General features: G+C 70.7%; 22 protein-coding genes. 9 read left to right on the top strand and 13 right to left on the bottom strand.

The window, feature by feature from the left end; genetic code table 11:
• Window positions 1–239: 239 nt before the first annotated feature.
• From IEZ21_RS15835 to IEZ21_RS15815, 5 genes are all read right to left on the bottom strand, one after another.
• On the bottom strand, window positions 240–668 hold the full coding sequence (locus IEZ21_RS15835; protein ID WP_078492004.1) for a hypothetical protein: 429 nt from the start codon (window positions 666–668) through the stop codon (window positions 240–242).
• Between the two features lie 87 nt (window positions 669–755).
• Window positions 756–1,688 (bottom strand): ABC transporter substrate-binding protein, encoded by a 933-nt coding sequence (locus IEZ21_RS15830; RefSeq protein ID WP_189322512.1) that lies wholly within the window; start codon window positions 1,686–1,688, stop codon window positions 756–758.
• 13 nt (window positions 1,689–1,701) lie between these two features.
• Entirely contained in the window at window positions 1,702–2,364 is a 663-nt protein-coding gene (locus tag IEZ21_RS15825; RefSeq protein WP_189322511.1) for an ABC transporter permease, read from the bottom strand.
• A gap of 4 nt (window positions 2,365–2,368) precedes the next feature.
• Window positions 2,369–3,019, bottom strand: coding sequence for an ABC transporter permease (locus tag IEZ21_RS15820; protein ID WP_033323191.1), 651 nt, complete (start codon window positions 3,017–3,019; stop codon window positions 2,369–2,371).
• Window positions 3,016–4,059: an ABC transporter ATP-binding protein gene (locus IEZ21_RS15815; protein WP_189322510.1), complete on the bottom strand. Its 1,044-nt coding sequence runs from the start codon at window positions 4,057–4,059 to the stop codon at window positions 3,016–3,018. Before IEZ21_RS15815 ends, IEZ21_RS15820 begins: the two co-directional genes overlap by 4 nt.
• Before the next feature lie 143 nt (window positions 4,060–4,202).
• Between IEZ21_RS15815 and IEZ21_RS15810 the strand changes: the two genes are divergently transcribed.
• The 3 genes from IEZ21_RS15810 to IEZ21_RS15800 all read left to right on the top strand — a co-directional run bounded on the left by IEZ21_RS15810 (window position 4,203) and on the right by IEZ21_RS15800 (window position 7,367).
• Window positions 4,203–5,774 carry an aromatic amino acid ammonia-lyase gene (locus IEZ21_RS15810; protein WP_189322509.1) on the top strand — a complete coding sequence of 524 codons (1,572 nt, stop codon included), beginning with the start codon at window positions 4,203–4,205 and terminating at the stop codon, window positions 5,772–5,774.
• A gap of 20 nt (window positions 5,775–5,794) precedes the next feature.
• Entirely contained in the window at window positions 5,795–6,667 is an 873-nt protein-coding gene (locus IEZ21_RS15805) for a MurR/RpiR family transcriptional regulator (protein ID WP_189322596.1), read from the top strand.
• 115 nt (window positions 6,668–6,782) lie between these two features.
• Complete coding sequence (locus IEZ21_RS15800) at window positions 6,783–7,367, top strand: hypothetical protein (protein WP_189322508.1); 585 nt, start codon at window positions 6,783–6,785, stop codon at window positions 7,365–7,367.
• Window positions 7,368–7,404: 37 nt separating this feature from the next.
• On the opposite strand, the gene IEZ21_RS15795 is transcribed toward IEZ21_RS15800, so the two are convergent.
• The 6 genes from IEZ21_RS15795 to IEZ21_RS15770 form a co-directional block, all read right to left on the bottom strand.
• Window positions 7,405–8,769 (bottom strand): APC family permease, encoded by a 1,365-nt coding sequence (locus tag IEZ21_RS15795; RefSeq protein ID WP_189322507.1) that lies wholly within the window; start codon window positions 8,767–8,769, stop codon window positions 7,405–7,407.
• A 101-nt stretch (window positions 8,770–8,870) separates the two neighbouring features.
• Window positions 8,871–9,245, bottom strand: a complete 375-nt coding sequence (locus tag IEZ21_RS15790) for a roadblock/LC7 domain-containing protein (protein ID WP_189322506.1) — start codon at window positions 9,243–9,245, stop codon at window positions 8,871–8,873.
• A gap of 14 nt (window positions 9,246–9,259) precedes the next feature.
• A complete protein-coding gene (locus IEZ21_RS15785; RefSeq protein WP_189322505.1) occupies window positions 9,260–9,886 on the bottom strand; it encodes a roadblock/LC7 domain-containing protein in 627 nt (208 codons plus the stop codon).
• A 38-nt stretch (window positions 9,887–9,924) separates the two neighbouring features.
• Window positions 9,925–10,791, bottom strand: a complete 867-nt coding sequence (locus tag IEZ21_RS15780) for a hypothetical protein (protein ID WP_189322504.1) — start codon at window positions 10,789–10,791, stop codon at window positions 9,925–9,927.
• Window positions 10,788–11,186: a hypothetical protein gene (locus IEZ21_RS15775; protein ID WP_189322503.1), complete on the bottom strand. Its 399-nt coding sequence runs from the start codon at window positions 11,184–11,186 to the stop codon at window positions 10,788–10,790. Before IEZ21_RS15775 ends, IEZ21_RS15780 begins: the two co-directional genes overlap by 4 nt.
• A gap of 310 nt (window positions 11,187–11,496) precedes the next feature.
• Window positions 11,497–12,879 carry a type III PLP-dependent enzyme domain-containing protein gene (locus IEZ21_RS15770; protein WP_189322502.1) on the bottom strand — a complete coding sequence of 461 codons (1,383 nt, stop codon included), beginning with the start codon at window positions 12,877–12,879 and terminating at the stop codon, window positions 11,497–11,499.
• A gap of 207 nt (window positions 12,880–13,086) precedes the next feature.
• Here IEZ21_RS15770 and hutU point away from each other — a divergent pair, with 207 nt between their 5' ends.
• The 4 genes from hutU (at window position 13,087) to hutI (ending at window position 18,822) form a co-directional block, all read left to right on the top strand.
• Window positions 13,087–14,745: a urocanate hydratase gene (gene hutU, locus IEZ21_RS15765; RefSeq protein ID WP_189322501.1), complete on the top strand. Its 1,659-nt coding sequence runs from the start codon at window positions 13,087–13,089 to the stop codon at window positions 14,743–14,745.
• Between the two features lie 263 nt (window positions 14,746–15,008).
• A complete protein-coding gene (locus IEZ21_RS15760; protein ID WP_189322500.1) occupies window positions 15,009–16,211 on the top strand; it encodes an allantoate amidohydrolase in 1,203 nt (400 codons plus the stop codon).
• Window positions 16,208–17,554: a formimidoylglutamate deiminase gene (locus tag IEZ21_RS15755; RefSeq protein WP_189322499.1), complete on the top strand. Its 1,347-nt coding sequence runs from the start codon at window positions 16,208–16,210 to the stop codon at window positions 17,552–17,554. The genes IEZ21_RS15760 and IEZ21_RS15755 overlap by 4 nt, the downstream gene beginning before the upstream one ends.
• Window positions 17,555–17,589: 35 nt before the next feature.
• Window positions 17,590–18,822, top strand: a complete 1,233-nt coding sequence (hutI, locus tag IEZ21_RS15750; RefSeq protein WP_189322498.1) for an imidazolonepropionase — start codon at window positions 17,590–17,592, stop codon at window positions 18,820–18,822.
• 46 nt (window positions 18,823–18,868) lie between these two features.
• Here the strand turns inward: hutI and IEZ21_RS15745 are convergent, their stop codons facing one another.
• Both IEZ21_RS15745 and IEZ21_RS15740 read right to left on the bottom strand, forming a co-directional pair.
• On the bottom strand, window positions 18,869–20,491 hold the full coding sequence (locus IEZ21_RS15745; RefSeq protein WP_189322497.1) for a ricin-type beta-trefoil lectin domain protein: 1,623 nt from the start codon (window positions 20,489–20,491) through the stop codon (window positions 18,869–18,871).
• Window positions 20,492–20,749: 258 nt separating this feature from the next.
• Window positions 20,750–21,646 carry an RNA polymerase sigma factor SigF gene (locus tag IEZ21_RS15740; protein ID WP_189322496.1) on the bottom strand — a complete coding sequence of 299 codons (897 nt, stop codon included), beginning with the start codon at window positions 21,644–21,646 and terminating at the stop codon, window positions 20,750–20,752.
• 297 nt (window positions 21,647–21,943) lie between these two features.
• Here IEZ21_RS15740 and IEZ21_RS15735 point away from each other — a divergent pair, with 297 nt between their 5' ends.
• The gene (locus IEZ21_RS15735; RefSeq protein ID WP_189322495.1) at window positions 21,944–22,312 is read left to right on the top strand and encodes an STAS domain-containing protein; all 369 of its coding nucleotides are present in this window, start codon (window positions 21,944–21,946) and stop codon (window positions 22,310–22,312) included.
• A 300-nt stretch (window positions 22,313–22,612) separates the two neighbouring features.
• Complete coding sequence (locus IEZ21_RS15730; RefSeq protein WP_189322494.1) at window positions 22,613–23,125, top strand: ATP-binding protein; 513 nt, start codon at window positions 22,613–22,615, stop codon at window positions 23,123–23,125.
• Window positions 23,126–23,267 lie beyond the last annotated feature (142 nt).

Raw genomic sequence — 23,267 nt, 5'->3', positions numbered from 1 at the left:
CCATGGACGCCATGGACGCGCAAGCCCGGCCCTGACCCGGCCCGCGTCCCTCGCGGGGACCGCCGTCGTCCCGCCCCCCTTTACAGGGGGTGCGGCGGTCCCCGCGAATAGCCCCCTTTGCGCCTAAACCGGCGCCGCTCTCGCGGACCTGGCTGATCGCCGTCGGGGTTTCTCAATTGATGGTTGCGGTCGTCGTCGCTGGAAAGACGTTGCGGTTGTCGTCGGTGGAAAGACGGGGTTCAGTCTTCCCAGTCCGAGTCCGGCTTCTTCTTGCCGCGGCCGAACAGTGGGGTGTGGCGGGCGACCTGGACCACGTTGACACCCACGATGCCCGTCCAGGCGATGAGGAGGCCGGGCAGGTCCGCGACGCCCCCGCCGATCGCGGACAGGGGGATCGCCAGGACCAGCGAGACGATCCCGAAGCCGAAGCGCTCCCCCCAGGAATCGTTGGCCTGCGGGGAACGTGCGCCCCGGGCCACCACCATCTGCTGTTCCGCGACCTGTCGTCGCACCCGGCGCTCGATCGCGCCGTCCATGCGCTGCTCGACCTTCTCCAGGAAGGAGTCGACCAGCGCCGAGTCGTACTCGTCGCCCAGTTCCCTGCGCGCGTGCAGGGTGGCGTCGAGTTCCTTTTTGAGTTCGGCGTCGCGGGCATCCATACCGGTCATGTATTTACCGTAAGGAGCCCGCGCCCGCTTGGCACTGGGGTTAGCCCCCCTGTCCGCGCTGGGCCGTACCCTCGGCCGCTACGTCGTCTATGTCGTCAGGCCCTTCTTCTCGGCGTACGCGTTCGCCACGTCCTCGGGGTCCTTCTTGTCCTTGTCGACCTGGCGGTTGAGCTCGGTGAGATCCGCGGTGGTGAGGACGTTGCCGAGCGCGGCGAGAGCCTTGCGGACGGTCGAGTCGGCCCTGCGGTCGGCGATCAGGGGGACGATGTGCTGGCCGGGGATCAGGTTCTTGGGGTCGGTGAGGACGACCCACTGGTTCTCCTGGATGTCGGTGTCGGTGGTGAAGAGGTTCGCCACGTCCACATCGCCCTTCTTGAGGGCGCCCTTCACCAACGGCCCTGAGGAATCAAGGGACTTGAACTCCTTGAACTCCACCCCGTACACCTCCTCCAGACCCACCACACCGACCTCGCGCGTCTTCACCTCGGGTGCGGCCCCGAGGACGAGCTTGCCGTTCTGCTTCTTCAGGTCGGCGAGGGAGGCGAGGCCGTACTTGTCGGCGGTCTCCTGGGTGACGACGAACGCGTCGGAGTCCTCGGCCATGCCGTACGGCAGCACCTGGAGCCCGGCGGGCAGGGCCATCGCTAGGGCGTTCTGCATCTCGCCCTCCTCGGTGGCCTTCGACTTGGGGTCGACGTAGTGGAGGAGCGCGCCCTGGTACTCGGGGAGCAGATCGATGTCGCCGCCCTTGATGGCGGGGATGAGGATCTCGCGGGTGCCGAGGTTGGGGCGGACGGTCGTCTTGACGCCGGCGGCGTCGAGTACGGCCGCGTAGAGGTAGCCGAGGACCTGGTTCTCGGTGAAGTTGGCGGTGCCGATGGTGACGCCGCTCTTGCTGGAGCCGCCACCGCTGCCGGCGCCGCCCTCGCCGTCGAGCGAGGTGATGCCGCTGCTGCAGGCGGAGAGGACGGGGACGGAGGCGGCGGCGAAGAGGCCGCCGAGGAGGGTGCGTCGGTTCATCAGAGGTGTGCTCCTAGGCGGGGCGGTGGCGGAAGAGGGCGCGCTGGAGGGCGGAGAGGGCGAGGTCCAGGGCGACGGCGACCACGGCTACCAGCACCGCGCCGCCCAGCACCTGCACGAGATCGCGCTGGGCGAGCCCGTCGAACACGTAGCGGCCCAGGCCGCCGAAAGACACGTACGCGGCGATGGTGGCCGTCGCCACCACCTGGATCAGCGCGAGACGCAGGCCGGTCATGATCAGGGGGAGCGCCAGGGGCAGCTCGACCTGGAAGAGGACCTGATGCCAGCGCATGCCCTGGCCGCGCGCGGCGTCCTTCACGTCCGGGTCGACGGCGGTCATGCCCGCGTACGTGTTCGTCACGATCGCCGGGACGGCGAGGGCGACCAGCGCGACGTACACCGGCCACATCGACAGTCCGCTGGCGAGGAAGACCAGTACGACCAGGCCGACGGTCGGGAGCGCGCGGCCGAAGGACGCGAGGTTGATCGCGAGGAACGCGCCGCGGCCGGTGTGCCCGATGAGGAGGCCCAGGGGGAGGGCGATCGCGGCGGCCACGAGGGTGGCGAGGAGCGAGTACTGGAGGTGTTCGGCGAGGCGGTGGCCGATGCCGTCGGAGCCGGACCACTGCTCGCCGCTGACCAGCCATGTGCCGAGGTTCTTGAAGAGTTCGTACATGGGCTCAAGCCGCCCTTTGCTTCCGGTGGGTCCATGGCGTGAGTACGTACTGGAGGGCGACCAGGAGCGCGTCCGCGACCAGTGCCAGCAGCAGGGTGAGGGCGACGCCGACGATCACCGGTGTGGGGTAGTTGCGCTGGAAGCCGTCGGTGAAGAGCTGGCCGAGGCCGCCGTCGCCGATGTAGGTCGCCACGGAGACGAGCGAGATCGACATGACCGTCGCGATACGGACGCCCGCCATGATCACCGGGAGCGCCAGGGGGAGTTCGACGGTGAGGAGGGTGCGGAAGGGGCGGGTGCCCATGGCCTTCGCGGCCTCTTTGGTCTTCGCCGGTACCGAGTCGAGGCCCTCGACCGTGTTCCTGAGCAGGACGACGAGGGTGTAGATCGTCAGGCCGATGACCGTGGTGGTGCGGGTGAGCCCGCTCACCGGCAGCAGGAGCACGAAGACCGCGATCGACGGGATCGTGAACAGGACGTTGGAGAGGCCGAGGAGGAGGCCGCGCAGGGGACGGATCCGGTGGGCGACCACGGCCAGCGGGAGGGAGATCAGCAGCCCGAAGAAGACGGCGGAGAGGGCGGCCTGGAGGTGGGAGAGGGTGAGGGTGGTGAGGTCGTCGGTGTGGTCGCCTATCCACGACCAGTCGATGGTCATATGGCGGCGCCCGCTGTGCTGTGGCTGCTGTGCGCCTCGCCCGCGTGCTCGTGGATCTCGGCGCGGGAGGTGACGCCGGTGAGGGCGCCGTCCGCGTCGACGCGCGCCACGAAACCGGTCGGGGAGGCGATGGACTCGTTGAGCGCGGCGAGCAGGGAGTCGGTGTCCCGCAGCGGTCGTACGGGGATCTCCGCGCCCTCGGTGCGCCAGGCCTGGGGCCTGCGTGCCTCGTCCAGGACGAGTTTCCAGGTGCCGCCTTCGGGAGCCGGGCCCCGAGGCACGTCCGCGAGCGTCGTCAGCGACAGCAGCTTCAGTCCTCGTTCGGCGCCCAGGAAGTCCGCGACGAAGTCGTCCGCCGGGCGGGCCAGCAGTTCCGCTGGTGCCGCGCACTGGACGAGGTGGCCGCCGGTGCGGAAGATCGCGATGCGGTCGCCGAGCCGTACCGCCTCGTCGATGTCGTGCGTGACGAAGACGATCGTCTTGCTCAACTCCTTCTGGAGCCGGATCAGTTCGTCCTGGAGCTGGCTGCGGACGACGGGGTCGACCGCGCCGAACGGTTCGTCCATGAGGAGTACGGGCGGGTCGGCGGCGAGCGCGCGGGCGACGCCCACACGCTGCTGCTGGCCGCCGGAGAGCTGGTGCGGGTAGCGCTTGCCGGCCTCGGCCGTCAGGCCGACCGTCTCCAGGAGCTCCGCCGCCCGTGCCCGCGCCTTTCTGCGGCCCCAGCCGAGGAGCAGCGGCACCGTCGCGATGTTGTCGAGCACCGTGCGGTGCGGGAAGAGGCCCGACTGCTGGATGACGTAACCGATGGAGCGGCGCAGCTCCGCGGCGTCCTGTTCCAGCACGTCACGGCCGCCGACGCGGATGGTGCCGGAGGTCGGGTCGACCATCCGGTTGACCATGCGCAGAGTCGTCGTCTTGCCGCAGCCGGAAGATCCCACGAGGACGGTCACGCCGCCTTCGGGCATCTCCAGGGAGAGGTCGTGCACCGCCGTGGTGCCGTTCGGGAAGCGCTTGTGGACCGCATCGAACTGGATCATGTGGTGTCCCTTGCCCGGCGTGCATATCGTCATGCAGAGTTCTTGGTGTCTGAATAGGTTGTCAACACTCCGACGTAAAACGCCGGTTACAGATGACCGCCAGGCAAGATCGGATGTCTGAGTTTGAGGGGAGTTCGTGCGTGATGTCGTCTCGGATCGTGGATGTTCCGGGGGCCGCAGACTCGGACTCCGGTGCCCTTACGCCCGGTCTGGTCGTCCTCGACGGGTACGGCACCGGCGTCGCGGACATCGTGCGCCTCGCCGACGGAGTCGCCCGGCCCGTCCCCGGCACCGAGGCGATGAAGCGCGTCGAGGAGTCCTGGGACGCGGCGCGGCGGATCGCCGCGACCGGGCGCGTGTACGGCCGCTCCACCGGCGTCGGCGCCAACCGGAACGAGGACGTGCCGACCGAGGCGGCAGCCGGCCACGGTCTGCGGCTGCTGCGCAGCCACGCCGGGTCGATCGGCGCGGAACTGCCCGCGCGGCAGGTGCGGGCGATGCTGGCCGTACGGGCGAACCAGCTGCTCGCGGGCGGCGCGGGCCTGCGGCCCACCGTCGTCACGGCGCTGTGCGAGGCGCTGGAGGCCGGGGCGTATCCGGTCGTGAACGAGTTCGGCTCGGTGGGCACCGGGGACATCGCGGCCCTCGCCCAGGTGGGGCTTGCGCTCGCCGGGGAACACCCCTGGCGGGAGGCGGAGCCCGGGTGGCGTACGCCGGGAGCGGGCGGGCCGGGGGCGGGTGCGCCCGAGGCTCAGCCCCTCGACAACAACGACGCGCTCGCCCTCATCAGCAGCAACGCCCTCACCCTCGGCCAGTCCGCGCTCGCCCTGCACGAGTTGCGCGGGCTGGTCGGAGCCACGCAGGTCGTCGCCGCGCTGTCCCTGCTCGCGGTGGACGGCTCGCACGAGGCGTACGCGGCGCCCGTGCACGCCGCGCGCCGGCATCCCGCGACGGCCGAAGTGGCGCGCCGTATGCGGGAGTTGACCGGCGCCGCCGACCACCCGACACCGCCGCTCGGGCGCATCCAGGACCCGTACGGATTCCGCTGTCTGCCCCAGATCCACGGCCCCGCGCTCGACGCCGCCGACGCCCTCGAAGAGGTGCTGACGGTCGAGATCAACGCCGCCGCCGAGAACCCGCTGATCTGCGCCGAGGACATGGCCGCCTACCACCACGGGGGCTTCTACCAGGCCGGTCTCGCCCTGGCCCTCGACCACTTCAGGCTCTCCCTCACCCAGGTCGCGCGTCTGTCGACATCCCGCCTTTCGACGCTGAACGAACCCGCCTACACCCGCCTGCGCCCCTTCCTCGCCGACCACGAGCCCGCGTCCTCCGGCGTGATGATCCTGGAGTACGCCGCCGGGGCCGCCCTCGGCGATCTGCGAGCCTTCTCCGCGCCCGCCTCGCTCGGCCACGCTGTACTCTCCCGAGGCGTCGAGGAGCAGGCGAGCTTCGCCTCGCTCGCCGCACGTCAGACGTTGCGCACCTGCGATGCGTACCGTCTGGTCGTCGGCTGCGAACTCGTCGCCGCCGTACGGGCCCTGCGGCAGCGCGAGCTGCGGCCGGACCCGGAGCTGCCCGTGGGCCGGGCGCTGGAACTCGCCGAGTCGGTGCTCGACGCGGACCAGACCGACCGGCCGCTCACGGACGATGTGACGGCGGCGGCCGTACTGCTCGACCGGTTCACGGACATCTGGAGGGGGAGCACGGCATGAGCGTGGACAGGGATACGGGCATGGACCGAGAGGCGGGCGTGGACAGGAGCGCGAAGGTGACGGACAGTTCTGCCGCGCGGCTGCAGGCGCTCTTCGAGGGACACCGGCTGACCCCGACGCAGCGGCGTATCGCGCACAGCATGGTGCGGCGGGCCGCCGACGTGCCCTTCCTGTCGAGCGTCGAGCTCGCCGAACTCGCCGGCGTCAGCCAGCCCTCCGTCACCCGCTTCGCCGTCGCGCTCGGCTTCGACGGCTACCCGGCGCTGCGCAAGCACCTGCGGGAGGTCGCGCCCACGGGGCCGGTCGCGGACACCGCTTCCTACAACGAGTACCAGCAGGCCGTCGAGGCCGAGATCGAGAACTTGCGGCATCTGGCCTCCGTACTGGCCGATCCGCGGCCGGTGGAGCGGGCGGGGCGGCTGCTCGCGGCGTCGCGTCCGCTGCCGGTGCTCGGGCTGCGGGCGGCGGCCTCCCAGGCGTACGGCTTCTCGTACTTCGCGGCCAAGGTCCATCCGGACGTACGGCTGCTGCACGAGGGCGGCACGATGGTCCACGACCGGATCGACTCGGCGGTGCGCGCCGGGGCCACGGCTCTGCTGTGCTTCGCGCTGCCGCGCCATCCGCGCGAGGTCGTGGACACCCTGGCGTACGCGAAGGAGGCCGGGCTGACCGTGGTGACCGTCGCGGACTCGGCGTTCGCGCCGGTGGCGAAGGTGTCGGACCTGCTGCTGCCCGCCGCGGTCGGTACGGGGCTCGCCTTCGACACGGCCTGTGCGCCCATGCTGCTCGGACGGGTGCTGCTGGAGGCCATGTGCGACGACCTTCCGGATGCGCAGGCGCGGCTGGAGGAATTCGACGGACGGGCGGCTGCGCGGGGCTTGTTCGTGGAGTAGGGACCTTGTTAAGACTCGTCTCACCTTCGGTCGCTAACCTGCGCGGCCGAAGAGACTGCCGGAGAGATCACCGAAGAGACTTCGGGCCTTCGGACGAGGACGAGGAGGCGGGAAGGTGACGCGCGGAGGGCAGGGACTGGCCCGGGTGGCCGTCGTCGTACGGGCCGGTGCCGTGCCGCTGTGGTGGCTGGGCGTGTTCGCGGCGGGCATCGGCGTGCTGGTGCCGGGTGTGACCGGGCGCCGGATCGGCGTGATCGCGGGGGCGGCACTGTTCCTCGTCACGGCGGCCGTGGTGGCGCTGCTGCGCAGGAAGCGGTACGTCGCCCTGGCCGGCGGCGCCGCCCGTGCGGGCAAGCACGATGTCCTCCAGGACCGTGCCGTGACCGCGCGCAACTGGCGCCGGGGGCATCGCTGGTGGCTGCTCCTCGCCTTCCTGGCCGCGCTGGGCAGCGCGTTCGCGGTGCCCGCGGCCGGGGGCATGCTGCTCGCCGGGGTGGGGGCCGGGCTGTGGTTGAAGGCCGCGTGGCTGGGCCGCCTCGAGCGCGGCTCCGAGGAATTGTTGTGGGTGCGCGTCGACTGGCTCAGCCGTGGGGCGGGTGCCCCGGCGGACAAGCGGGTGAAGGCCTACCGGGCCACGGGTATCGCGGCGGGCGACGCCGCGCCCGGTGGGGCGCGGCGTCGGGGTGGCGTGCTGGTGTAGTGGGGCGGCTGCCGCTGGGTGGTCGCCCCCAGCCCTCTTACTCCTCGCCCCGCACCCGAAGCACCACCTTGTTCACCGCCCACAGGCCCACGCCGATCGCGAGCAGTACCGCCGCGCGGATGTAGACGTCCGCCGGTCGGTCGGCCAGCGGGCTGGCCAGGATCAGGGCGGTGATCGCGCCCAGGATCGGAAGGAACGTCGGGGTGCGGAAGTGGGCGTGGTCCACGGGGTCGCGGCGCAGGACCAGGACCGCGATGTTGACCACGGCGAAGACGCACAGCAGGAGGAACGCCGTCGTGTCGCCCAGGCCCTCGATCTCGCCCGTGGAGACCAGGCCGATCGCCAGCACGGTGACGAAGACGATGCCGACCACGGGGGTGCGGCGGCGGCGCAGGACGCGGCCCATGCCGCGGGGCAGGATGCGTTCGTTGGCCATGCCGTAGCACAGACGCGAGGCCATCATGATGTTGATCAGCGCGGAGTTGGTGACGGCGAACAGCGCGATGAGCGCGAAGAGCTTGTGCGGGAAGTCGACGCCGCCCGCCTTCACGACCTCCAGGAGCGGGCCGCTGGATCCCTCCAGCACCTTGTAGTCGACCAGGAGTGACGATACGAGCGCTACGAGGACGTAGATCGTGCCCGTCACCGCCACCCCGATGAAGATCGCCCTCGGGAAGGTCCGTACGGGATCCTTGGTCTCCTCCGCCATGTTGACCGAGTCCTCGAAGCCGACGAACGCGAAGAAGCCCAGCGCCGTGGCCCCCAACACGCTGGTGATCAGGGCGTATCCGGTGCCGCTCGCCTCGAACTCGCCCAGCCGGGACGGCTCCCCGCCACCGGTCAGCACGGCGTACGCGCCGATCGCGAGGATGATCGCCAGGCCCGTCAGCTCGACCAGGGTCAGGACGACGTTCGTCTTCACCGACTCCGAAACGCCCCGCAGGTTCAGGCCGGCGAGGAGCAGGATGAAGCAGATCGCGATGAGTGTCGGCGGGAGTGCGTCTCCCGTCAGCTCGGAGAGATAGTCGCCGCTGAAGGCGCGGGCCGCCGCACTCGCGGACGACAGGCCCGAGGCCATCACCATGAAGGCGACGATGAAGGTGAGGAACGGGACCTTGAAGGCCTTCTGCGTGTAGAGGGCGGCTCCGGCCGCCTTCGGGTACTTGCCGACGAGTTCGACGTACGACGCCGCCGTCAGGATCGCCACGACGAAGCCGATGACGAACGGCAGCCACAACGCGCCGCCGACCTTCCCCGCGACGGCGCCGGTCGTGGCGTAGATGCCGGTTCCGAGAATGTCGCCGATCACGAAGAGGACCAGCAGCTTGGGGCCGATGGCGCGCTTGAGGCCCGGTTCCTCGGCGGGCGACTGCGCGTCGGCAGTGGATTTCGCGGTGGACAAGAGAACCTCCCCCGGTCGGTGATCCGTCCGGGGGAGTTCTGCCCGGTCGTGTGTCCGGGATGCGTGCGGGTTCGATTCTCAGAGGTTCATCTGAGGTTCCGTCAGACCTCCAGTTCCGCCTCGATCTTCTTCAGCTGATGGCGCGCCATCGCCAGGTTGGCCCGCTTGGCGTCGAGGACCAGGTAGAGGAAGAGGCCGTTGCCGCCGCGGCCGGTGAGCAGGCGGATCAGGTGGTACTGGTCGGACAGGGTGATCAGGATGTCCTCGATGTCGCCCTTCAGGCCCAGGTGTTCCATGGTGCGGAGCTTGGCCCGTACGACGTCGGTGTTGCCGGCGGCGGCGACGGTGAGGTCGAAGCTCTTGCTGCCGCCCAACGTGCCCAGCGCCATGCCGCTGGTGTAGTCGACGAGCGCGGCTCCGGTCGCGCCCTCGATGGAGGCGAGGGCTTCCTTCAGCGTGGTTTCGGTGTTGGCCATGGTGTTGCGTCCTCTCAACTCTCGTTGGTGGTAGGGGTGTTGGTGGTCGTTCGGTTGGTGGTCCGCCCGTTGGTCTGTGCGGTCTGTGCGGTCTGTGCCGTCCTTGCGGCCTGTGTGGTCCGTGCGGTCCTGGCTCGCGTGGGCTTTGCGGGGCGCGTCGGAAGCGCGGACTTGTCAGCGGTCGTGTTCGTGGTCGTGGAGGTGGCCCGGGACTGGGCTTTGCCCACGGCGGTGGCTCCAGCGGTACGCGGAGGTGGTGTCGTCCGGGCCGTCGCGGCGTCGACCAGCTCGCCGATGCGGGTTCCGGCGCGGCGCCCCTCCAGGTGCAGGCGTCCGACGTTGATCCGGTCCTGCGCCAGCAGCGTCAGTACGGCCGAGGAGCCGGCCGAGTACGTCGCCACGTAGCCGTTCGTGCCGCGTACGAGCAGTTCGCGGAGGTCGCCCTGCCCGGTGGCGTCCGTCAGCCGTACGGCGACGCCCAGCGCGGCGGCGGTCAGTGCGGCCAGGCCCTCCGGTTCCACGCCGGGCGTGTCCCGGGCGATGACCAGGCCGTCGACGCTGGCCGCGAGCGCGCCGGTCAGCTGGGGCACACGGGCCCGTAACCGGTGGAGTTCGTCGAGGACTTCGGCCTCCGCCGCCATGAGCAGTCTCCTCTCGGCACGCTGTCGCAGCGCGCGGATCACAGGGCCTCCAGGGCGTCTCTCACACGGCGCAGCAGAGCGACGTCGGGGTCGGCCGAGGGCTGGGTGAGCAGGGCTGACGCGGGCTCGAGGGCGGGAGGCGGCTGCTCGGGTGCCGGGTCCACCTGGGGTGGTCGGGAAGGCCGGGATGGCCGGGGTGGCTGGGAAGCCGTCGTCACGATGCCCGCCGTGGCCAGCCTGCGCAGCTCGACCAGGGTGTGGAACGCGGGGCGGCCCAGGGCGAACGAGATGTCCGCGGCCGTGCGGACCCCGTTCACCTGGTCGAGTACCGCCTGCTGGCGGGCCGGGACAGGCGGCTCGGCGGCCCGGTCGGCCCGTACCAGCGGGGCGGTGTCCGTCGCCGGGTCGGGCCAGATGCGGTGCAGCAGCTCGCGGCGGCGCAGGGTCTCGCGCTCCAGCGCGGCCACCGGCACGGGACGCACTGGCCCGAGCCAGTGCGCGGCCCCGTACCGAAAGCGCGCCGGGGCGCCGGAGGGCCCGAGAACGAAGTACGCCGCGTCGAACAGCGCCGCCGCATGGCACAGCTCCAGCGCACCCTCGGTGACCCGGCCGCTGTCGACCAGGAACCGCCCGACCCGCCCATCCGTCCCCGCCCGCGCGACCGCCTCCCGCCAGACCTCGGTGTCCAGTACGCCGCCGGTGGCGAGCAGCACGTCGAGGCCCGGGCTCTCAGGGCTCTCGGCGTACGTGACCTGGCCGTCGGCGAGATGGAGCGAGCCGCGCTCGCGCAGCAGTACGCCGGTGGCGCGCTCCGCGGCGAGCCGGCGCAGCATCGGGGAGACACCGGGGCCGACCGAGCGGCGCCGTAGGGGCAGACGGGGTGCGGGCGTGCTGACCACGGTCATCCCAGCACCAGCCGTCCGGCCATCTCGCCGAGCCGAATGCGAGCCAGCGCGAGGTTGCCGTCGGAGCGGGCGAGCCACAGGTGCAGGAAGACGCTGCTGTCGAAGCTCGTCGCCACGAACCGCAGGACGTGGTACGTGTCGACGTTGCTGATGATCAGGTCCTCGACGGGCGGATCCTGGCCTGACTGGTCAGGTCCCGCCTCCGGCGCGAACGCCCGGTGCTCCGCCGCGAGCCGCGCCAGCTCCGCCGCCTCCGCCGCGGTCGTCTCGTGGTCACCGCCCGGGGCGTCCCCGACCGTGCCCAGTGCCAGGCCGCTGGTCCAGTCGACCACCGCGGCGCCCAGGGCACCGGGCAGCCTCATGGCTTCCAGCAGACACTCGTCGATTCCGGGCACCTGGGCTCCCCTCCCGCCTCGGGTACGGCTGAGTGACCACGAAGCTACGCACCGTGTGCGCTAGAGGTGAGAGTTCTGGCATTTTCCAGCGGAACATGCGCCGACTGACTAAGGTGGGTCAACTGACCATCTACCGGGGCATGTTGGCGCCCCGGTGGTCATCGGTGGCCTGACGTGGGCCGATGGCTCCGGGCGCCGGGGCCGGTCGGCAGTGCCACCGCGTCAATCCGACGCCTGCACATCGCCGAGTTGAAGCACGGCGCACTCCTGCGCGCCGGGGTGCGTGTGCGCCCGAGCGCCGTGCCGGCCGTCACAGCTCCGACAGACGCCCCGCATGACGCCCGCCCGACTCCGCCACGATCTCCTCCAGCGTCTGCGGCGTCCGTACGGTCGCGAACCGCACCCCGCCTTCCCCGTCCGGCCCGAACCCGTAGATCCCCGGCCGCGGCAGCGAGTTGTACGCGTAGTGGTGCGCGAAGTAGTACGCCCCCGTGTCCAACGCCGCCGCGTAGTCGCCCTGTTCGAGCAGTGGTAGCGCACGCCCCTCGGCCAGCAGATCACCCGCGAAGCACGCGGGACCCGCCACGTTCTGCACGACCGCGGGCCCGCTCTTGGGGTGCCCCTTCGCGTCGTACGCCCCCACCCGCAGCGGCCACGACGCCGGCGCGTACACCGTGCGGGCCGCCACCTGCACGCCCGCGTGCGTCACCGCGATCGCGCGCCCGCCGGCCGTCTTCGCGTACTCGACGCGCGCCAGCACCACCCCGTGTTTGGCGAGCAGCGACCGCCCGAACTCCGTGACCAGTCCGTACCGCCCGTCGAACAGCCCCGGCACGGTCCGATCCAGCAGTCGTGCGTACTCCGCGTAGGTCGGGCTCTGGGTGTCCGACGCGTAGTTCACCGGCAGCCCGCCGCCGATGTCGAGCGTGTCGATCTGCCGCCGCCCGGCGCGCTCGTTGATCTCCTCGGCGAGCCCGTAGGTCTCGGCCACCCCGCGGGCCATCAGCTCCAGCGGCATCCCCTGCGAACCGGAGTGCGCGTGCAGCCGGGTCAGCCACGGCCGGTCCAGATATGCCCGTACGACCCACTCGCGCGCCCCCCCGTCCCGCAGTGCCACCCCGAACTTCGAGGTCGCCGTCGCCGTGGACAGCGCCTCGATCGAACCTCCGCCGACCTGCGGATTCACCCGCAGCCCGAGGGGCGACCGGGTCGTCGCCGACTGGACCAGGCCGTCGATGCGGGCCAACTCCTGCGGGTTGTCCGCGTTGACCGCGATGCCGAGCGCCATTGCCTCCCGCAGCTCCGCCGGGGTCTTGGCCGGGGAGTCGAGGACCGTACGGGACGGTGGTACCCCGGCCGCGCGAGCGAGAGCCAGTTCGCCGGCGCTCGCCACCTCCGCGCCGATGCCCTCCTCGTGCAGCAGCCGCAGTACCGGCACGAGCGGGGTCGCCTTCACCGCGAACGCGTGCAGCACCGGCGTGCCCGGCGCGACCACCGCCTCGAAGGCCGTGCGGAGTGCCGCCGCCGAGCTGCGGATGCCCGTGATGTCGAGGAGTCCGATGATGGGGGTGTCGGGGTCCACGAGCCCCTGTTCCACAGCCGCGCGGACGGCCTCGTCCCGCCGCGCGCCCCCGTCCGACGCCGCTTCCGGCGTCTCGCCCGATGTGTCCGTGTCCCCGGTGTATGCCGCCATGCGTCCAGCCAAACACCCGTCCTGTGTCGGCGCCGAAGCAGGGTGCGTATTGACTAGTTCTATTCAGGAAGTCAGGATGTGAATACATCCGCAATGAGCGACTGCAATGAGCGACTGCGATGACCGGTCGCGGTGACGGATCGCAGAGACCGATTGCAGAGACCGACTGCAACGCCGGAGCACCACCAGCCCGCCAGGAGGCAGCCCATGTCAGGACCCCGCCCGGTACGAGCGCCCCGCGGTACGGAACTGAGCGCCCTGGGATGGCAGCAGGAAGCCGCCCTGCGGATGCTGCAGAACAACCTCGACCCCGAGGTCGCCGAGCACCCCGACAAGCTCGTCGTCTACGGCGGCACCGGCAAGGCCGCCCGCGACTGGCGCTCCTTCGACGCCATGGTCCGTACGCTGCGCACCCTCAAGCAGGACGAGACGATGCTCGTCCAGTCCGGCCGCCCCGTCGGTGTCATGCAGACTCATGAGTGGGCGCCGCGCGTGCTCATCGCCAACTCGAACCTGGTGGGCGACTGGGCGAACTGGGAGGAGTTCCGGCGCCTGGAGCAGCTCGGACTCACCATGTACGGCCAGATGACGGCCGGTTCGTGGATCTACATCGGTACGCAGGGCATCCTGCAGGGCACGTACGAGACGTTCGCCGCGGTGGCCGCGAAGCGGTTCGGGGGTTCGCTCGCCGGGACGATCACGCTCACCGCCGGGCTCGGTGGCATGGGCGGCGCCCAGCCGCTCGCCGTGACGATGAATGACGGCGTCGCGATCTGCATCGACTGTGACCCGCGTGCGATCGAGCGCCGCATCGAGCACCGGTACCTGGACGTACGGGCCGACTCCCTGGAGCACGCTCTCCAGCTGGCTGTGGAGGCGCGCGACGCCCGCCGCCCCCTGTCGATCGGGCTGCTCGGCAACGCCGCCGAACTGCTGCCGCGCATGCTCGCCGAGGGCGCCCCCGTCGACATCGTGACCGACCAGACCTCGGCCCACGATCCGCTGGCCTACCTGCCGCTCGGCGTGGACTTCGACGACATGGCCTCCTACGCGGCGAAGGATCCGGCAGGGTTCACCACGCGTGCGCGGGAGTCCATGGCTCGGCATGTGGAGGCCATGGTCGGCTTCATGGATGCCGGTGCCGAGGTCTTCGACTACGGCAACTCCATCCGTGGCGAGGCCCAACTCGCCGGTTACGAGCGGGCGTTCGCCTTTCCCGGCTTCGTGCCCGCCTACATCCGGCCGCTGTTCTGCGAGGGCAAGGGTCCCTTCCGGTGGGCCGCGCTGTCCGGTGAGGCCTCGGACATCGCCAAGACGGACAAGGCGATCCTCGACCTCTTCCCCGAGAACGAATCCCTCCACCGCTGGATCAAGATGGCCGGTGAGCGGGTGCACTTCCAGGGGCTTCCGGCGCGTATCTGCTGGCTCGGCTACGGCGAACGGGACCGGGCGGGCGAGCGCTTCAACGACATGGTCGCGAGCGGGGAGTTGGCGGCGCCGCTGGTGATCGGGCGAGACCACCTCGACAGCGGCTCCGTGGCCTCCCCGTACCGCGAGACCGAAGCCATGCTCGACGGATCCGACGCGATCGCCGACTGGCCGCTGCTGAACGCCATGGTGAACATCGCGTCGGGGGCGTCCTGGGTCTCCCTTCACCACGGGGGCGGGGTGGGGATGGGGCGGTCCATCCACGCGGGGCAGGTGTCCGTGGCCGACGGCACGGCGCTGGCCGGCGAGAAGATCCGCCGGGTGCTGACGAATGACCCGGGGATGGGTGTCATCCGGCATGTGGACGCCGGGTACGACATCGCGGCGTCGGTGGCGGACGAGCGGGGCGTGCGGGTGCCTATGCGGGAGGGCGAGTGAGCGCGCCGTCCGGTGGGGGACGGGATTCTTCCCCCACCCCGCCCCTTCCCGAAACTGGGGGCGCTGCCCCTGGGCCCCGCTGGGGGCTCCGCCCCCAGACCCCCGGTCGGCCTGAACGGCCTCGTCCTCAAACTCCCCCACTCTCGGCTTCGCTCGAGCGGGGGGACCCCCACGACGGGCTGAATTTGCCTGGACTGGGCTCGAAGGGTCAGCCAAGTTCAGGCCTTGCCGGCAAGAAGGCAACCTCTCCCTCGTTCCACGAGATGTGGCGCGACCTCAAGCCCATCGGCCGCAACCCCGACTCCGGTGGCTACCGACGGTTCGCCTGGACCGAGGCCGATGCCGAGTGTCGGACCTGGTTCGAAGAGCAGGCCCGGGCGCGGGGGCTGGCGTACGAGGTGGACCGGAACGGGAATCAGTGGGCCTGGCTTGGGGATCCCGCTGCCGGGGACGCTGTCGTCACCGGGTCCCACCTCGACTCGGTGCCCGATGGCGGTGCCTTCGACGGTCCTCTCGGCGTCGTGTCCTCCTTCGCCGCGCTGGATGAACTGCGGAGCAGGAACGTGCAGTTCAGCAAGCCCCTGGCCATCGTGAACTTCGGTGACGAGGAAGGTGCCCGCTTCGGGCTGGCCTGTGTCGGGTCGCGGCTCGCGGCCGGAGAGCTCACCGTCGAGCAGGCGCATCGGCTCAGGGATGCCGACGGTGTCAGCCTGCCGGAGGCGATGGAGGCCGCCGGGTTCGACCCGGACGCCATCGGGGCGGACCCGGAGCGCCTGGCGCGTATCGGCGCGTTCGTCGAGCTGCATGTCGAGCAGGGACGTGTCCTCGACCTGTCCGGCGACCGTGTCGGTATCGCCAGCGCCATCTGGCCGCACGGGCGGTGGCGGTTCGACTTCCGGGGTGAGGCCAATCACGCGGGGACCACTCGGCTCGTGGACCGCCGCGACCCCATGCTGTCGTACGCGGAGACCGTGCTCGCGGCCCGGCGGGAGGCCCAACTCGCCGGTGCCGTCGCCACCTTCGGCAAGATCTCCGTCGAGCCGAACGGCGTGAACGCCATCCCCTCCCTCGTCCGCGGCTGGCTCGACTCCCGCGCCGCCGACCAGGTGACCCTCGACACCGTCGTCACCGGCATCGAGCGGGCGGCCCGCGAGTACGCCGACGCCCACGGCATCGAACTCGACGTCGTCCGTGAGTCGTTCACCCCCGTCGTCGAGTTCGACCACGCCCTGCGCGACGAACTCGCCCGCATCCTGGGAACCGACACGGACCTCAAGGTCCCCGTCCTCGGCACGGGCGCCGGACACGACGCCGGAATCCTCTCCGGGACCATCCCCACCGCCATGCTGTTCGTGCGCAACCCCACCGGCGTCTCGCACTCCCCGGCCGAGTACGCGGCCGAGGACGACTGCGTGGCCGGGGTACTCGCACTGGCCGACGTACTGGAAGGGCTGGCCCGCAGGTGACCCACCCCCACACGCAGACGTACTGGCTGGAGCACGCCTGGCTCGGCTCGTTCGTCGAGCCGGGCGTGGCCGTCGAGGTCGTGGATGGGCGGATCACGGCCGTCCGCACGGGGCTCGGCTCCCCGCCGCCCGGCACCGAGATCCTCCGCGGACTCACCCTCCCCGGCCTCGCGAACGCCCACTCGCATGCCTTCCACCGAGCCCTGCGCGGCACAGTCCAGGTCGGCTCCGGCACTTTCTGGACCTGGCGCGAGGTCATGTACGCCACGGCCGACCGGCTGACCCCGGATACCTACCACGCCCTCGCCCGCGCGGTGTACGCCGAGATGGCGCTCGCCGGCATCACCGCCGTGGGCGAGTTCCACTACGTCCACCACGCCCCCGGCGGCGCCCCTTACGCCGACCCCAACGCGATGGGCGAGGCGCTCATCGACGCCGCCGCCGAAGCCGGTATCCGTATCACCCTCCTCGACACCGCTTACCTCTCTTCCGGCTTCGGACAGCCCCCCGACACCCACCAGCTCCGCTTCTCCGACGGGAGCGCGGATGCCTGGGCGGAACGCTGTTCAGTTCTCAAGGACCGGGATCACCTGCGGATCGGTGCGGCCATCCACTCCGTACGGGCCGTGCCCGCGCGGCAGTTGGCCACGGTGGCGCGCTGGGCCGAGGAGCGGCGGGCCCCGCTCCATGTGCACCTGTCCGAGCAGACGGCGGAGAACGACGCCTGCCGGGCCGCGCACGGCTGCACACCCACCCGGCTCCTCGCCGACCACGGTGTGCTCGGCCCGCGTACGACGGGCGTCCACAACACCCACCTCACCGACGAGGACATCGCACTGCTCGGCGACTCCACGACCGGCACGTGCATGTGCCCCACCACCGAACGCGACCTGGCAGACGGCATCGGACCCGCCGCCGCCCTGCAGAAAGCCGGCTCGCCGCTCTCCCTCGGCTCCGACAGCCACGCCGTCATCGACCTGCTCGAAGAGGCGCGCGCGATGGAGCTGGACGAGCGCCTGCGCACCCGTACACGCGGCCACTGGACGGCGGCTGCCCTCCTGCGCGCGGCCTCCGCCGACGGCCACGCGGCCCTCGGCTGGGACGACGCGGGCACCATCGAGACCGGCGCGCTCGCGGACCTCACGACGATCGCGCTCGACTCGGTCAGAACAGCGGGGCCATTGCCCAGGCTCGGCGCCGAGACGGCCGTATTCGCCGCGTCAGCGGCGGACGTACGGCACACGATCGTGGGCGGCCGTCACGTCGTACGAGACGGGGCGCACACGCTTGTACCGGATGTGCCGCAAGCCCTTGCGCAGGCTGTCGAAGCCCTGCGCGCCTGACGACCACCGCCGAACCGCGCCCACGCGAGGACGACATGAGCAGCCCGACGAAGACGAGCAGCCCGACCACCGTCATCACCAACATCGCCAGCCTGGTCACCAACGACCCCTCCCTCGGATGGGGGTCCCCCCGCTCGAGCAAATTCGAGAGTGGGGGAAGTTCCCCTCTCGGTCTGATCCAGGACGCGGCCGTCGTCATAGACGGCGACCGCGTCGCATGGACCGGTGAATCAAGCAAAGCACCCGCCACTGACAATCGGGTCGACGCGGGCGGCCGGGCGGTGATCCCTGGCTTCGTCGACTCCCACTCGCACCTGGTCTTCGCGGGCGACCGCACGCAGGAGTTCAACGCCCGCATGTCGGGCCGGGCCTACAGCGCGGGCGGCATCCGTACGACGGTGGCGGCGACGCGCGCGGCGAGCGACGAGGAACTGGAGCGCAACCTCACCCGTTACCTGCGGGAGGCCCTCCGTCAGGGCACGACGACGATGGAAACGAAGTCCGGCTACGGCCTCACCGTCGAGGACGAGACCCGCGCCCTGCGCATCGCCGCCCACCACACCGACGAGGTGACCTACCTCGGCGCACACATCGTCTCGCCCGACTACACCGACGACCCGGCCGCATACGTAGCCCTCGTCACCGGCGACATGCTCAACGCCTGCGCCCCGTACGCCCGTTGGATCGACGTCTTCTGCGAGAAGGGCGCCTTCGACGGCGACCAGGCCCGCGCGATTCTCACGGCCGGCAAGGCGAAGGGCCTGCACCCGCGCGTCCACGCCAACCAGCTCTCGTACGGCCCCGGCGTCCAGCTCGCGGTCGAACTCGACGCCGCGAGCGCCGACCACTGCACGCACCTCACGGACGCGGACATCGACGCCCTCGCCAACAGCGCCACGGTCGCCACCCTCCTGCCCGGCGCCGAGTTCTCCACCCGCGCCGAGTGGCCGAACGCCCGCCGCCTCCTCGACGCCGGCGCCACGGTCGCCCTCTCCACGGACTGCAACCCGGGCTCGTCCTTCACGTCCTCCGTCCCGTTCTGCATCGCCCTCGCGGTACGGGACATGAGGATGACCCCGGACGAGGCGCTCTGGTCGGCGACAGCCGGCGGCGCGGCAGCCCTCCGCCGCACGGACATCGGCCACCTCACCCCGGGCGCGTACGCCGACCTGGCCTTCCTCGACGCACCGAGCCATGTCCACCTGGCGTACCGGCCGGGCGTACCGCTGGTCAGCGAGGTGTGGCGGCGGGGCGTCCGCGAGGTCTGATCAGCACGAGATCAGCACGAGATCAGGTGTGACATCAGTTGCGACATCAGGCGGGAGCCGCCCCCGCCGTCCACCGCTGCTCGTCCCGCCCCTGCGCCGGAACCAGGAAGAGGCGGTTCCCGTACGCGGTCACTGCGTGGTCCGGGGCGATCGCCGGACGGATCACGCCGCTGCCGTCCACGGTGAACGTCAGGTTCCGGCCGTTGGGGCCCTCGACCGCGTCGCACTCCCAGATACCGACGCCCCGGCCGACGGAGCCACGGCTGTCCAGGCAGTAGTCGGGGTATGCGTACGACTGCAGCACGCCGCGCCCGGAGTCGACCCGCCACCGTTGGTCGCGAGAGGACGTGCAGGTGGCCGCGTCGACGTCCGTGCCGTTCCGCGGGTCGCCGTCGATGTCCAGACACAGGCCCGACCCGGCGTTCACCACCTGGGCGTAGGCGCCGTTGGGCGGGTGGGGTGCGGGGGGCTTCGGTTTCTCGGGAGTGGGCGAGGGGCGCGGCGTCCTGGAGGGCTGTGAGGGCTTCGAAGTCTTCGTCGGTTCAGGGGACTTGGTCCTGCGCGTCGGTGAAGGCGACGGGGACGACGTCGCCGAGATCATCGGCGTCACTGTCACCGCGGGCGGCCGCGCGGGTGGGAGTACGGAGTTGGCGGCGCGCTGGGGCTGTGAACTGTTCGACGAGAGCAGGTACATCAGCAGGGGAACCACCGCGATGCCGAGCGCCGCCGAGGCGAGCGCGAAACGTCGCGACGGCATCCAGGCCGCTGCCGCGGTGGTCCGGGTCCGGGAGTGCCTGGCAGTCCGGGCACGCCGGGAAGCACGACCAGGCGCGGTGGAGCCGTCCGAGGCATAGGCCGCGCCACCCCACACCAGCAGCCCGTCGGCCGACGCGGTGCGCGGGGTGTCCCGCAGCGCGCACTGCTCCTCGTACGCGGCGGCGCAGTGCGCGCACAGCGTGATGTGGGCGTCCAGATCCATTCCGTACCGCGGATGATCGGGGCGTACCGCCTCCTCGATCAGTCGCCGGAAGCCCTGGCAGCGCGGATCGCCGGAGTCGGCCAGCCGGGCCTTCAGACAGGCCTGGCGCAGCGCCTGGAAGGCCGGCTCCTTCCCGTACGTCACGTCCTGGGGCGTGAATCCCAGGTAGACGGCCGCTCCGGCGTCGGGCTCCTCGTCCACGACGGTGTACCAGACGAGGCCCTGGACACGGGTCGGAAGGCCCTGGAACGCCGCCAGCATCGGCGGTTCGCGGTCGTCGGCGCCCGTCTCGCGCAGGTGGGCCAGCAGGTCCGGATGGAGGCGGTTGCCGCGGTCGTCGGTGGCCCATGCGGCGGCCACGCGCGTGACCAGCAACAGAAGCTTGTGCCGCCACGGTCCGCGCGGCTCGACGCCACGCGCCGTCTCGCGGGCGGCCAGCGCGAACGCCTGGGCCGTGAGCCGGCGTGCGCTGGGCTCGTCCATGGCACACAGCCGCGCGTACGCCAGCACGGCAGGCCGGTGCCGCAGGCGCAGCTCGCGCAGCGCGGGGTACGCGGTGGCGGTTTCGGCGCGTATCAGTGCGGTGAGCTGCGTGTCGGGCGTGCTGGTGTGCGGGCCGGCGTCCGCGTCCGCCTTCGCGCCTGCTGCCGCTTCTGTGTGGTTCTCGTCGCCCTGATGCGCCCGAGTCATCCCCGTTCCTCCCTCTTGCCTCCCGCCTTCGCCACCGTCGGCACCTCGGCGTACCGCTCGGTATGAGGTTGGGTCATAGTGGTGGAAGGAGGGCGGTGAGGGTAGGGGTTTCCGCCAGTAACCATGTTGTGCGTGGCTTGTTTGTGATGATGGCGCCCGCCGAGCCCCGCCCAGCGGGACCTCGTACGGGCGCCATCAACAAGCTTCACCGCCACGTGCGGCGGGGCCACCTCCGGTGGCGCCACCTGCGGCGGAGTGCTACTCCTCGACTGTCAGACCCTTCCGCAGCCTCACCAGCGTCCGGGACAGCAGGCGCGACACATGCATCTGGGAGATGCCCAACTCGTCGCCTATCTCGGACTGGGTCATGTTGGCGACGAAGCGGAGGGAGAGGATCTTCCGGTCACGGGAAGGAAGTTCGGCGATCAGGGGCTTCAGGGACTCGACGTACTCGATGCCTTCGAGGCCGTGGTCCTCGTAGCCGATGCGGTCGGCCAGGGCGCCCTCGGAGTCGTCCTCCTCCGGCTGGGCGTCAAGTGAAGATGCGGTGTAGGCGTTGGACGCGGCCATGCCCTCGACGACCTCGTCGTTCGAAAGGCCCAGGCGATCCGCCAGCTCTCCCACTGTCGGAGCGCGGTCCAGTTGCTGGGCCAGTTCGTCGCCGGCCTTGGCCAGGTCCAGACGGAGTTCCTGAAGTCTGCGGGGTACGCGCACCGACCAGCTGGTGTCGCGGAAGAAACGCTTGATCTCGCCGACGATGGTCGGCATCGCGAAGGTCGGGAACTCCACGCCACGGCTGAGCTCGAAGCGGTCGATCGCCTTGATCAGGCCGATCGTGCCGACCTGGATGATGTCCTCCATCGGCTCGCTGCGGGAGCGGAACCGGGAGGCTGCGAACTTCACCAGAGCGAGGTTCAGTTCGACCAGGGTGTTGCGTACATAGGAATACTCGTGCGTGCCTTCTTCCAGGGATTCCAGCCGTTCGAAGAGGGTCTTGGACAGGGCCCGTGCGTCCACCGGCCCCACCTCGTCGTACGGCGGGATCTCCGGAAGGCCGGCGAGTCCGTCGAGGTCCTCCTCGACGGGATCCGCCTTTTCCGGAGAGGGTGTCGACGTCGCCTGGGGGGTCTGCGATGCGTCGAGCCGGGGTGACATGATGTCCTCCATCGTTCTCGGCATATGGCCGCCGATGCCAATACGTGCACTGCGGTGTGCGGCGCCTCCAAAGCCGGCCGTGTTGATTCGTGTCCCTACTAGCCCTACCCGCTTTCGTCAGTCCGCCGCAAGTGCGCTTGCTGGAGAAATGTCCGAGTTTGAGCGGTTGTTCGGGTGTGGCGAGGTCGTAGAGAGGTCGTAGGGAAGGAACCGCACGGCAGGAGTCGTGGTCGTAGGGAAGGCGTAGTGTTCAAGAGCGTCAATCAACAGCCACGACGGTCGGAAGAGAGAGACGGCATGGACCGCGGGACGGTCGGCAGCGCACAATCGGGCCGGCTTCTGGTCGAGGTGCGGGAAGAGGGCCTCAGTGCCGTCGTGACCCCGGCGGGTGAGTTGGACCACCACACCGCCGATCTGCTGCGAGAACCCCTCGAGGACTGCATCGAGCGCGGGTTCGCGCGCCTCGTCGTGGACTGTTCGCGGCTCGAGTTCTGTGACTCCACTGGGCTGAACGTGTTGCTCGGTGCCCGGCTCAAGGCCGAGAGTGTGGGCGGCGGGGTTCATCTGGCCGGGATGCTTCCGGTGGTGGCCCGGGTCTTCGAGATCACCGGCGCGGAGGCTGTCTTCACCGTGCACGACACGCTCGACGCGGCTCTGCGCGAGTAATCGCACTGTGCGTGGCACGCTCGAGCGGCCCCTGGACGAGTAACCACTCGACTGCGGCGTGCGAAGTTATGGCTCGGTTGTCTCTGTGTGATCGGCGCGTTACCAGCGTCACAGTGTCCCTGCCGAATCAGTGGGTGTTCTGACGGTTCGGCCGGGCAGGAGACTCCCTGAATATGTCAACAAGGCCAACGGCAAGCGCGCGGCAGTCCGGGATCCCGAGTGTCCTGAGCTTTCTGGATGTCCTGAGTCCTGAGTCGCGAACTGAATCGCGAACTGGTGAATCGGTGAGGTGAAGCGCTGATGAGCACCACCCGGCCTTACCCGCCGGGCGACCGCGGCCCGGATGCGGGCGTCTGCGGCGCTTCGGGGGAGGCCAGAGGCGACGGGTCCGCGCACCCGGCCGCCCGTCAGGTCCGTCGGCTCAACCTCGACGGCGCGAGCGGGGTCGTCCCCCTCGCCCGCGATTTCGCCCGCCAGGCGCTGCACGCGTGGGGCTGGCTGCCCGCCGCGACCGCCGACCGGCGGGCCGCCGCCGAGGACGTACTGCTGGTCGTCTCCGAGCTCGTCACCAACGCCTGCCTGCACGCCGAGGGCCCGGACGAGCTGTGGATCGCCTGCGACGACAAAGTGCTGCGCGTCGAGGTCTCCGACCGGGGCGCCGGCCAGCCCGCCCCGCGCACCCCGCACCGCGCCGGGCGCCCCGGCGGCCACGGGATGTTCATCGTGCAGCGGCTGTGCCTGGACTGGGGGGTTGTCCGGGCTCCAGGGGTCGCGGGCAAGACCGTATGGGCGGAACTCGGGACGCCCGCTTAGCCCGAAGTAACCCCCACCAAGGGTTACCGCAGGTTCGAACCCTTCTCCGTACGCGGCGGATCGATCGAGATCCGGCGCGTCCTTTGTCTTCCCTCCACAAGGCCCCGGGCGTACCTTGACGGCCGATCTGATGTGCCGTCAG

It is taken from the genome of Streptomyces flaveus (genome assembly GCF_014647675.1).
In the GTDB taxonomy this organism is placed as follows: domain Bacteria; phylum Actinomycetota; class Actinomycetes; order Streptomycetales; family Streptomycetaceae; genus Streptomyces; species Streptomyces flaveus.
This window is presented reverse-complemented; position numbering and strand designations above follow the sequence as displayed.